The 10964-nt window shown below is 70.7% G+C and carries 12 protein-coding genes; 7 read left to right on the forward strand and 5 right to left on the reverse strand.

The features are described from left to right. On the forward strand, positions 1-630 hold a 630-nt coding region (locus EQG76_RS27270; RefSeq protein WP_159718137.1), incomplete at its 5' end, for an alpha/beta fold hydrolase. Positions 631-639: 9 nt separating this feature from the next. Here the strand turns inward: EQG76_RS27270 and EQG76_RS27275 are convergent. The 4 genes from EQG76_RS27275 to mobB all read right to left on the reverse strand — a co-directional run bounded on the left by EQG76_RS27275 (position 640) and on the right by mobB (position 3093). After that, positions 640-1575: a VOC family protein gene (locus tag EQG76_RS27275; RefSeq protein ID WP_159718139.1), complete on the reverse strand. Its 936-nt coding sequence runs from the start codon at positions 1573-1575 to the stop codon at positions 640-642. Positions 1576-1641: 66 nt separating this feature from the next. Continuing rightward, positions 1642-2085: a hypothetical protein gene (locus EQG76_RS27280; RefSeq protein ID WP_159718141.1), complete on the reverse strand. Its 444-nt coding sequence runs from the start codon at positions 2083-2085 to the stop codon at positions 1642-1644. Continuing rightward, positions 2055-2522, reverse strand: a complete 468-nt coding sequence (locus EQG76_RS27285; protein ID WP_159718143.1) for a MoeA family protein — start codon at positions 2520-2522, stop codon at positions 2055-2057. The genes EQG76_RS27280 and EQG76_RS27285 overlap by 31 nt, the downstream gene beginning before the upstream one ends. Positions 2523-2586: 64 nt before the next feature. Further along, positions 2587-3093: a molybdopterin-guanine dinucleotide biosynthesis protein B gene (gene mobB, locus EQG76_RS27290; protein ID WP_159718145.1), complete on the reverse strand. Its 507-nt coding sequence runs from the start codon at positions 3091-3093 to the stop codon at positions 2587-2589. Between the two features lie 71 nt (positions 3094-3164). Here mobB and EQG76_RS27295 point away from each other — a divergent pair, with 71 nt between their 5' ends. Next, on the forward strand, positions 3165-3407 hold the full coding sequence (locus EQG76_RS27295; protein WP_200841164.1) for a sulfurtransferase TusA family protein: 243 nt from the start codon (positions 3165-3167) through the stop codon (positions 3405-3407). Positions 3408-3411: 4 nt separating this feature from the next. Here EQG76_RS27295 and EQG76_RS27300 read toward each other — a convergent pair whose 3' ends face one another. Beyond that, complete coding sequence (locus tag EQG76_RS27300) at positions 3412-4374, reverse strand: GlxA family transcriptional regulator (protein WP_159718149.1); 963 nt, start codon at positions 4372-4374, stop codon at positions 3412-3414. A gap of 88 nt (positions 4375-4462) precedes the next feature. Between EQG76_RS27300 and EQG76_RS27305 the strand changes: the two genes are divergently transcribed. Genes EQG76_RS27305 through EQG76_RS27325 form a run of 5 tightly spaced genes read left to right on the forward strand, consistent with a single transcriptional unit; the run spans position 4463 to position 10829 of the window. Then, on the forward strand, positions 4463-5344 hold the full coding sequence (locus EQG76_RS27305; RefSeq protein ID WP_159718151.1) for a BKACE family enzyme: 882 nt from the start codon (positions 4463-4465) through the stop codon (positions 5342-5344). A gap of 14 nt (positions 5345-5358) precedes the next feature. Then, positions 5359-6843 (forward strand): 3-hydroxyacyl-CoA dehydrogenase NAD-binding domain-containing protein, encoded by a 1485-nt coding sequence (locus EQG76_RS27310; RefSeq protein ID WP_159718153.1) that lies wholly within the window; start codon positions 5359-5361, stop codon positions 6841-6843. A gap of 5 nt (positions 6844-6848) precedes the next feature. After that, the gene (locus EQG76_RS27315; protein ID WP_159718155.1) at positions 6849-8009 is read left to right on the forward strand and encodes an acyl-CoA dehydrogenase family protein; all 1161 of its coding nucleotides are present in this window, start codon (positions 6849-6851) and stop codon (positions 8007-8009) included. Further along, a complete protein-coding gene (locus tag EQG76_RS27320) occupies positions 8006-10033 on the forward strand; it encodes an acetate--CoA ligase family protein (protein WP_159718157.1) in 2028 nt (675 codons plus the stop codon). The genes EQG76_RS27315 and EQG76_RS27320 overlap by 4 nt, the downstream gene beginning before the upstream one ends. Positions 10034-10046: 13 nt before the next feature. Beyond that, the gene (locus tag EQG76_RS27325) at positions 10047-10829 is read left to right on the forward strand and encodes an enoyl-CoA hydratase-related protein (protein ID WP_159718159.1); all 783 of its coding nucleotides are present in this window, start codon (positions 10047-10049) and stop codon (positions 10827-10829) included. Positions 10830-10964 lie beyond the last annotated feature (135 nt).

Genomic DNA, 10964 nt, shown 5'->3' on the forward strand with positions numbered 1-10964 from the left:
GCGGTGATGGCCGGGCTGGGTTTCGAGCGGTTCGCCGCGGCCGGCCATGACCGTGGCGGGCGGGTGCTGCACCGGCTGTGCCTGGACCATCCCGAACGGGTCGCGGCCGCCGCGGTGCTGGACATCGTGCCGACGCGCACCGTGTTCGCGGCGACCAGCCAAGCGCTGGCGTCCGGCTACTATCACTGGTTCTTCCTGAGCCAGCCTTCGCCTTTGCCGGAGCGTCTGATCTCGCTCGATCCCGCCTTCTGGGTGCGGGCCAAGCTGGAACGCTGGTCGGGCATGGGCTTGGCCGCATTCCAGCCCGAGGCGGTGGCGGCCTACATCCAGGCCTTTACCGACCCAGCGGTGGTCCATGGGACCTGCGAGGACTACCGGGCCGCTGCCTCCGTGGACCTGGAGCATGACGCCGCCGACCAGGACGCGCGGATCGGCTGCCCGCTCCTGGTGCTGTGGGGCGAGCAGGGGCTGATGCACCGCCAGTTCGACGTGCTGGACACTTGGCGGGTCAAGGCATCCGGCCCGGTCACCGGCCAAGCTTTGCCCTGCGGCCATTTCCTGCCCGAGGAGCAGCCGGAGCGCACGCAGGCCGCGCTAGCGGAGTTCTTTGCCCGGCACTGGCCGGGCTGACCCGCCGCTTCAGACGGGGGCTGCCGCCGGCCCGTCCGGAAAGCCTGCGATCCGGTGGCGCTGCGTCACCTGGACGTCGCGGTGCTCGACCTGACCGGTCTTGAACTCCAACACAGCGCCACCGGCATCCGCCGGTGCGACCCAGAGCGTGCCGTTGGCACTGTGCCTGGGGGTCACGCCATTGCGGAGCAGCAGCGCCTCGACCCGGCGCAGGCTCGCCACCTCGATGGCGAGTGCCGCCGGGAAGGCCGGCTCGGCCAGGCGCAGGCCGGGGAAGCGCCGGACGGCACTCACCAGGTCGATCACCGACAGGCGTCCCTGGGCCAGGCGGAAATGCGCGCCCTGCGGTCGGCCGAGCAGCCGGGCCAGCCGGCCGCGGCTGGCCTGCGGATCGCGCACCACCAGCGTGACCCCAGCCAAGCGCCTGGCGCCATTGGGATGCACCGGCAGCACGTCCGGCCAGATCACCTGGCGCGAATGATGCTTGACCAGGGCCAGGTCGGCATCCGGCCAGCTCCGGCCGTCCAGCTGGGTCAGGCGGAAGCTGGCGGGCCGGGTCGCACCGGCGAACGGCCATTCCCGCACCAGGCTGCGCGGCGCGGCCAGCCCTGGCAGTTCCTCGTCCAGCACCCGATGGAGTCGCGTCAGCTCGTCCGTGGCGAGGCCCACGAAATGGATGCCCTCGCGCCGCTCGGCGCGCTCGGCGATTGCCCGGGCATAGGCGGTCTCGCCCGTGGCCTCGACTAATTCCAGATAGCTGCCATCCAGGGTGATGCAGCACCCCGCCGTGCCGAAGGCCTGAGTCCGGCCGCCAGGCTCGAGCTGGCCCTGGTGGGGCAGCCTCGGCGCCAGCTGGAAACCCAGCCGCTCGAAGGCCGGTGCCGCCCAGTCGAGGCGGCGGACCAGCAGGGCCGCATGGTCCAGGATCAGGTCGAACTCGAGCATGGCCGGGCAGCTCCGCAGGCAGCAGCGCGTCCGTCCAGTTGAACCTTCGAACGATGCTCGTCAAAATCAACCATAAGTTGATATAGTCAATCCCAACTCGGGCCAGGACAGGAACGGGACGGTCTCGCCCGCCCGGACCGATCCCGACCCAGAGCCCAGCTCGGCAAGCCCGTCCGCTTTCAGCAGCGTGCTGAGCTGGCCGGACCCCTGGCGGTTCAGCGGGTCCAGCCGTGACCCTCGGCGGTGGTGCGCAGCCGGCAGCGTAGGAACTCGGTGCGGCCGGGCCGGGTCTGGCAATCGCGGGCCAGCGCCACCAGCTCCGGCACGGGCCAGCAGCATCTCGACCGGCAAGAGGTGGAGCAGGGCCGCCAGGAGCGGGCGGTTCGCGTCGAACACCGCTGCATCCCGCCAGGGCGCTCCGGCCGGGACCAGCTCGTCACCGGTGGGAAGCAGGGCCATCCGGACCCGCCGATGAACCGTCAGCTCGCCCGCACCCAGGGCTGCGGCCATGCCGATCTGCCATGGCCCGAGCCGGGTGCCCGCGGCAAGAAGCCGGTGGCCACGTCCTCGCTCACGTCACGCCGGTTGGCGCCGGGCTCGACACCGGTCGGGATGCGGATACGCTCCCCCTGGATCTGCAGGGCCTCGTCCGGCACCACCGTGTCCGCGCCCGGCGGCATCGGCGCACCCGTCAGGATGCGGATGGCATGGCCCGCCGGCAGACGCAGCGGCCCGGGGTGGCCGGCAGCGCACAGACCGGGATGCAGCGCCAGCTCGCCACCCTCGGCCAGTTCCGGCGCCCAGCGAAAGGCGATCCCGTCCAGGGCGGCATTGGCGAAGGCCAGCACGTCGCGCGGTGCCTGGAGGTCGCTGGCCAGCACCCGGCCGAGTGCCCGGTCCAGCGGCAGCCGCTCGGTGCCGGTGACCGACTGCCCGTGCGCAGCCATGTGCCGCTGGGCTTAGGCGAAGCTGACCGCGCGCCGGCGCAGCTCGCCTTCCAGCCCCGCCCCGTCACCCCATCGCCTCGATCTCGCAGGTCCGCAGGATGATCTCGACCACCGCAGCCACGTCGTCCAGGCCCACCACCGGCACGGGGCAGCCGGGCAGCGGCACGTCCGCGGCAACCGCGACGATGGTCGGGTCGTCCCGTGCCAGGAGCGGGGTACCGCGCTCGCCCCGGTGCACCTCGATCTTGGGATGGCGATGGCGCTTGAAGCCCTCGACCAGCACCAGGTCGACCGGCGCCATCCGATCCAGCAACTCTTCCAGCTCCGGCTCGGGCGCTCCCCGCAGTTCGCGGACCAGCATCCAGCGCTGGCTGGTCGCCAGCATGACCTCGCTGGCACCGGCCGCACGGTGGCGGTAGCTGTCCTTGCCCGGCTGGTCGAGGTCCAGCTGGTGGTGCGCATGCTTGATCGTCGAGACGCGCAATCCTCTTGCGGTGAGCTGCTCGACCAGCCGGACGACCAGCGTGGTCTTGCCGTTGTTCTTCCACCCGACTACGCCGAAGATCCGCATGAACCGCCTCTGGCCCTTGACCGATGGAGGGCGTACCACTGCCGCGCGCGGATCGCGAGGCGGCAATGGTGATGGAACAGACGGCGCCGGAGCCGGCCCGGCTGGATGCCCGGCATCTGGCCTGTCCCCTGCCGGTCCTGAAGGCGCGCAAGCGCCTGCTCGCCATGGCGCCGGGCGAGCTTCTGCTGGTGCTCGCGACCGATCCCGCGGCACTGCGTGACTTCCCGGACTTCGCCCAGGTGGCCGGCCATCGGCTGCTCGAGGCCGGCGAGATCGAGCCCGGCCTGTTCCGCTTCCTGATCGAGCGCGGCTGAGCGATCAGCGCCGCCGCAGCGCGCTGGGCGAGGTGCCAAAGCGGCGGTGAAAGCTGCGGCTGAAATGCTCCAGGCTGGCAAAGCCGCAGTCCAGCGCCACCTCGCGCACCGTCCGGTCGGTGCCGAGCAGTTGGTCGTGCGCCTGGCGCAGGCGCAGGTCCAAAAGGAAGCGGTGCGGGCTCTGGCCGGTCTCGCGTCGGAACAGGCCGGTCAGGCCGCGCACCGACAGGCCGGCATGGCGTGCCAGGACCGGCAGCGGCCAGCTGGCCGCGGGATCCTGCTCGATCGCGTCCAGCACCCGGCCCAGCCGGCCATCCCGCACGCCTAGCCTCGCCCCGATCCGCGGCCGCTGCGGCAGGTCGCCCGCCCGCCAGCTGCACGAGACCAGCTGCTCGGTGACGGCCTTCGCCAGCGTGTCGCCATGCCGTCGGCCGATCAGATGGAGCATCATGTCGAAGGGCGAGGTGCCGCCGGCACTGGTGAAGCGGTCCCGGTCGATCTCGTAGAGCCTGGAAGTAAGCTTGACTGCCGGGAACGCGCTCGCGAAGCCCGGTGCCGCCTCCCAGTGCAGGGTGGCGCGATAGCCGTCCAGCAGGCCTGCTGCCGCCAGCGGCCACACGCCCGTGTCCAGCGCACCCATCGCCACGCCGAACCGGGCTAGCCGGCGCAGCCGGCCAAGCGTGGTGCCGACCACATGCCGTTCCGGCTCGAAGCTCGCGACCACCACCAGCGAGGTGAAGGCCCGATGCTCGGGCATCGGCCCGTCCGCCAGCACCGCCAGACCATTGCTCGCCTGCACCGGCTGCCCGTCCAGGCTCAGGATCTGCCAGCGATAGAGCTCCCGGCCGGCGGCACGGTTGGCGACGCGCAGCGGCTCGATGGCGGAGGTGAACGCCATCATCGAGAACCGGTCCAGCAGCAAGAACGCAACCGGATCGGGGGCAGCGCGCGCGACGGGATCGAGCATGCCACAAAGTTCAGGCAGATTGCCGGTTTCGTCAAACGGGCAGCCGGGCATCATGCCAAGCTCGCTTCAAGAAAAGGGAGGCGGCAGCATGAACCGGGACGTCATCGTAAGTTGCGCGGTCACCGGTGCCGGCGACACAGTAGGCAAGCACTCGGCGATCCCGGTGACCCCGGAGCAGATCGCTTTGGCCTGCATCGACGCGGCCAGAGCCGGGGCCGCGATCGCCCATGTCCATGTCCGTGATCCGCAGACCGGCAGGGCCGCGCGCGCCCCGCATCTCTATCGCGAGGTGGTGGAGCGGGTCCGCGCCTCGGGCGTGGACGTCGTCCTCAACCTGACCGCAGGCATGGGCGGCGACTTCGTGCCCGATCCGCAGGAACCCTGGCGGGGTGGCGAGGGCACCGACATGGCCTCAGTCGAGGACCGGCTAACCCATGTCGTGGAGCTGCAGCCGGAGATCTGCACGCTGGACTGCGGCTCGATGAACTATGCGAGCGCCGCCTATGTCAGCACGCCCGATCAGCTTCGCCAGATGGCGCGGATCATCCGCGAGGTCGGCGTGCGCCCCGAAATCGAGGTGTTCGAGCTGGGCCATGTCTGGATGGCGAACACGCTGATCGAGGAGGGGCTGATCGAGACGCCGGCCCTGTTCCAGCTCTGCATGGGCATCCCGTTCGGGGCACCCGCCGACATCCGCGCCATGACCGCGATGCGCGACCTGCTCCACCCCGGCTCGCAGTTCGCCGCGTTCGGGATCGGCCGGATGCAGATGCCGATGGTGGCCCAGGCCATGCTGCTGGGCGGCAATGTCCGGGTCGGCCTTGAGGACAATCTGTGGCTGGACAAGGGCGTGCCCGCCTCCAACGAGAGCCTGGTCGAGAGAGCCTGTGAGATCGTCCGTCTCCTAGGCGGGCGGACGCTCTCGCCGGGTGAGGCCCGCGAGAAGCTCGGCCTGAAGCGGCAGCGCTGAGGAGGGCCGCAGCCATGACCATCAGGACGGTCGGCCTCGTCGGCACCGGGGTGATCGGCTCGGGCTGGGCGGCGCGCTGCCTGTTCCGCGGCCTGGATGTGGTCGCGAGCGACCCATCCCCGGGAGCGGAAGAACTGCTGCGCGCCAATGTCGAGAACGCCTGGCCGGCTATGGCCAAGCTGGTGCAGGCGCCCCTGCCGCCGCCTGGCAGGCTCACCTTCGTGCGGAGCCTGGAGGACGTCGCCGAGCGTGCCGATCTCGTGCAGGAATCGGCGCCGGAGCGGATCGAGCTGAAGCGGCAACTGTTCCAGGCACTGGACCGGGTGGCGGGGCCGGACGTGATCCTGGCCTCGTCCTCCTCGGGCTTGCTGCCGAGCGAGATCCAGGCGGGGCTGCGTCATCCCGGCCGCGTGGTGATCGGCCATCCGTTCAACCCGGTCTATCTCCTGCCCTTGTGCGAGGTGCTGGGCGGGCAGGCGACCGATCCGGCGGCGGTCGGCCGGGCGATGGCGTTCTACGACTCGATCGGCATGCATGCCCTCAAGGTGCGCAAGGAGATCGAGGGCTACATCTCCGACCGGCTGCAGGAGGCGCTCTGGCGCGAAGCCCTGCACATGGTGAACGACGGTATCGCCTCGACCGACGAGATCGACGCGGCCATCGCCTATGGCCCGGGCCTGCGCTGGTCGTTCTGGGGCACCTGCCTGATCTTCCACCTAGCCGGCGGCGAGGGCGGGATGCGCGCCATGCTGGAGATGTTCGGGCCGGCCCTGCAATGGCCCTGGACTAGGCTGAAGGCGCCGGACCTCACGCCTGAGCTGATCGAGCGGATGGTGGCGGGCTGCGAGGCGCAGGCCTCGGGGCGCAGCATCAAGGAGCTGGAGCGCGCGCGCGATCTGGCACTGGTGGACGTGATCCGCGCACTGCATCCGCACAAGCTGGGCGCCGGCGCGACGCTGGCGGCCGACGAGGCCAGGCTCTATGGCAGGATCGCGTACCCGCGCTGGACGCCCGGCACGCGCATCGACGTGCCGCTCCAGCTCTATCGCGGCGGGGTGAACCCGTCCTGGGTGGACTATAACGGGCACATGTCCGAGGGCTCCTATCTCTGGGCCTTCGGCGACGCCTCGGATGCGCTGTTCCGATTCATCGGCATCGACGAGGCCTACCGGGCCCGAGGCAACAGCTTCTACACGGTCGAGAGCCACATCAATTATTTCAGGGAAGTCGGTGCCGGCGACCGGCTGCGCTACACGACCCGGATCCTCGACCTCGATGAGAAGCGCCTGCACCTCTTCCACGAGATGTTCCACGATGTGACCGGCGAGCGGATCGCCGTCACCGAGCAGATGCTCATGCATGTCGACACGGGCGCGCAGCGTTCGGCGCCGATCCGGCCGGACGTGATGGCGGCGCTGGCCGCGATCTTCGCCGTCCATCGCGAGGCACCGCGGCCCGACCATGCCGGGCGGACCATCGGCATCCGGCGCAAGGGCTGAAACCCATGGATTTCGGGCTTTCCGGCGAGCAGGAAATGCTGGTCGAGACCACACGCGCCTTCGTGGAGAAGGAGCTCTATCCCTTCGAGGCGGAGGTCGAACGGTCTCGGGCGGTGCGCCCGGAGCTGGTCCGGCAGGTCATCGCCCGGGCACTGGAGGCCGGGCTCTATGCCGCGAACATGCCGGAGGAGCTGGGCGGCGGTGGGCTGAATACCGTGTCCATGTGCCTGGTCGACCGCGAGCTCGGCCGCGCCGCCTATGCGCTGCACTATCTGGTGGCCAGGCCCTCCAACATCCTTCAGGCCTGCACGGGGGCACAGCGCGAGCTTTATCTGTTCCCGGCGATCCGTGGCGAGAAGATCGACTGCCTGGCGATGACCGAGCCCGATGCCGGCTCGGACGTGCGCTCGATGAAGTGCACCGCGCGCCAGGACGGCACGGACTGGGTGATCGATGGCGAGAAGCATTTCATCAGCCATGCCGATCTCGCCGACTTCGTGATCCTGTTCGCGGCTTCGGGCGAGGAGGGCACGCCGCGCGGGCGCAAGAAGCGGATCACCTCGTTCCTGGTCGACAAGGGCACACCCGGCTTCGAGGTCCTGCCCGGCTATGTCTCGGTCAGCCATCGCGGCTATCACAATTGCCGGCTGCGCTTCGAGAACTGCCGGCTGCCGGCCGACCAGGTGCTGGGCCAGCCGCACAAGGGCTTCGAGGTCGCCAATGACTGGCTGGGCGCCACCCGGCTGCAGGTGGCGGCGACCTGCCTCGGGCGCTCGCATCGGGCGCTGGAGCTGGCAACGGACTGGGCAGCGCAGCGCCGCCAGTTCGGCCAGCAGATCGGCAAGTTCCAGGGAGTGAGCTTCAAGCTGGCCGACATGAAGCTCCTGCTGCAGCAGGCCGAGCTGCTGACCCTGTGGGCGGCCTGGCGCCACGACCAGCGGATGATGCGCGACGAGGATGCGGCGATGGCCAAGCTCGCCGCCAGCGAAGCGCTCGGCCGGATCGCCGACGAGGCCCTGCAGATCTTCGGCGGCATGGGACTGATGGAGGACCTGCCGCTGGAGCGGATCTGGCGGGACGCAAGGGTGGAGCGGATCTGGGAGGGTACTTCCGAGATCCAGCGGCACATCATCAGCCGCGCCATGCTCCGGCCGCTCGGCGCATGAGGCCGCTGGGCCGGCTCCTGGCGCCGCGCCGGGTCGCGGTGATCGCCGGCCGCTATGCCGGCCCGGCGATCGCCCAGCTCCGCCGGATCGGCTTTGCCGGCACGATCCATCCCGTCTCCCCGAGCCGTGCCGAGATCGCCGGCATCGCCGCCGTGCCGTCGGTGGCAGCCCTGCCGGACGGGATTGATGCCGCGTTCCTGGCAGTGCCGGCACCGGCCTGCCCGGCGATCGTGGCAGAGCTGCGGGCCAAGGACTGTGGCGGGGCGGTCTGCTTCAGCTCGGAATTCGCCGAGACCGGGGCCGCGGCATTGCAGCAGGCCCTGGTGGCCGCAGCCAGCGACATGCCGCTGCTGGGCCCGAACTGCCACGGCATCCTGAACGGACTGGACCGGGTGGCACTTTGGCCGGACGAGCATGGGGTGCAGCCGATTGAGCGGGGTGTCGCGATCCTCAGCCAGAGCGGCAACATTGCGATTAACCTCACCATGCAGCAGCGCTCCGTGCCGATCGCGCTGGTGGCGAGCCTGGGCAACCAGGCCCAGCTCGGTGCAGCTCCGCTCCTGGCGCATCTCGCCCGGGACGAGCGGATCACCGCGATCGGGCTGCATCTGGAAGGCCTGGACGATCCACCGGCCTTCGCTGCCGCCGCAGGCGCGGCCCATGCGGCCGGCAAGCCGATCGTGGTGCTCAAGACCGGCCGCTCGGCGGCAGGCGCCCGGGCGGCCGTGACCCATACCAGCACGCTGGCTGGCTCGGCACGCGTCTATGACGCCTATTTCGAGCGGCTGGGTATCGCCCAGGTGTCGAGCGTCGCGACCTTGCTGGAGGCGCTGAAGCTACTCCACGTGCATGGCCGGCGGCCCGGGCGGCGGATCTGCTCGGCATCCTGCAGCGGCGGCGAGGCCGGGCTGGTGGCCGATCAGGCGGAGCGGCTCGGCCTGGAGCTGCCGCCGCTGGCCCCCGCCCATGCGCAGGCGGTGGCGGCTGCCCTGGACGGGCGGGTCCGGCCCGACAATCCCCTGGATTACCAGACGTTCATCTGGGGCCAGGGAGACCGTCTGGAAGCGGCCTTTCTCGCCTTGCTGGCGAACGGCTTCGATACCTCGCTGCTGATCGTCGACTACCCCACTCAGGAGGGCTGCGACCCGTCCTCCTGGAACATTGCCGTCGATGCGTGGTCGCGGGCGGCAAGAAGGACCGGCCAAGCGGCTGCGGTCGTCGCGACCCTGCCGGAATGCCTGCCCAGGGACCGGCGTTCCCTGCTCCTGCAGGAGGGGATCGCACCGCTCCAGGGAATCGCGGAGGCGCTGGAGGCGGTGGCGGCAGCGTCCATCTCCCCGCCATGCGGCCCGTCGCTTCATGCCATGCCCGACCTGGCGCCGGGCCAGCCGGTGCTGCTGGGCGAGGTCCAGGCGAAGGCGATGCTGGCGCGCTACGGCCTGCCAGTGCCACTGTCGCGCTTGGTGACGCGCGCGGACTGTGCCACGGCCGCGGACGAGCTTGGCTACCCGGTGGTGGTCAAGACCGCCAGCCCCACCGTCACGCACAAGTCGGAGCTGGGCGGGGTGGCGCTGGGCCTCGTCGATGCCACCCAGGTCCAGGACGCGGTCCGCTCGATGGCGGCACTCGGGCCGGACTTCCTGGTGGAGCGGATGGTGACCGACGTGGTCGCCGAGGTGATCGTGGGGATCGTCCGCGAGCCGGGCTTCGGGCCGGTCCTGGTGCTGGGTGCGGGCGGCGTGCTGGCCGAGCTGCTGGACGACAGCCGCATCCTCCTGCTGCCGGTCGACCGGGCGATGGTGGAGGCGGCACTGGACCGGCTGCGCATCGGCCGGCTGCTCGCAGGCTATCGCGCCGCTGCGCCAGGCGACCGGCAGGCACTGGTGGCCGCGATCCTGACCCTGGCGGAGTTCGCCCAGGCCGAGGCCCACCGGCTGGTGGAACTGGACGTGAACCCGATCCTGGTCCGGCCGGAAGGGCAGGGCGTGGTGGTGGCGGATGCGCTGGTGAGGATGATGGGTTGAGGATGGTGGAGCCATGAGCGGACCGCTGGTCGTCACGGCCGAAGGGCCGGTCCTGACGGTGGTCATTGACCGGCCGAAGGCGAATGCGATCGATGCCGCGACCAGCCGGCTGCTGGGCGAGACCTTCGCCCGGTTCCGCGATGATCCGGCCCTGCGCGTCGCGATCCTGACGGGCGCCGGCGAGCGGTTCTTCTCGGCGGGCTGGGACCTGGCCGCGGCTGCGGCCGGCGAGGCTCCCGACAGCGACTACGGGGTGGGCGGCTTTGGCGGGATTGCCCGGCTGCCCGGCCTGAACAAGCCGGTCATCGGTGCGGTCAACGGCATGGCGGTGGGGGGCGGCTTCGAGCTGGCGCTGTGCTGCGATCTGGTGGTGGCGGCAGCGCATGCCCGGTTCTGGCTGCCGGAGACCAGGATAGGGGTGATCGCGGACGCCGCGACTCTGCGCCTGCCAAGGCGCCTGCCGCGGGCGCGCGCGATCGAGCTGCTGCTGACCGGGCGGCAGCTGGCCGCCGCGGAGGCGGAGGCCTGGGGGCTGGTGAACCGGGTGGTGGAGCCGGGCGATCTGCTGGCCGAGGCGATGATCATGGCCCGCAGCATCATCGAAGGCGCACCGTTGGCGGTGGCGGCGGTGCTGGAGGTCGCCCGCACCACGGAAGCGCTGGAGCTGGCCGATGCCTATGCGCTGCTGGAGGACCGGAGTCTCCCGAACTACCGGGCCATGCTCGGTTCGGAGGACGCGATCGAGGGTCCGACCGCCTTCGCGGAGAAGCGCCTGCCCGTCTGGCGAGGGCGCTAGCGCCCCAAACGACCAAGGCCCCCGCCGGGTGGGCGGGGGCCTCATGTTCGGCTAGCGGCGGCTCATGCCTTGCAGCCGCTGAACTTGGCGGTGCCGTTGGCCTTGGCGAACTCCTTGGTGACCTGCCACCAGGGC

The sequence above is a fragment of the Geminicoccus flavidas genome, assembly GCF_009806515.1.
Classification (GTDB): Bacteria; Pseudomonadota; Alphaproteobacteria; order Geminicoccales; family Geminicoccaceae; genus Geminicoccus; species Geminicoccus flavidus.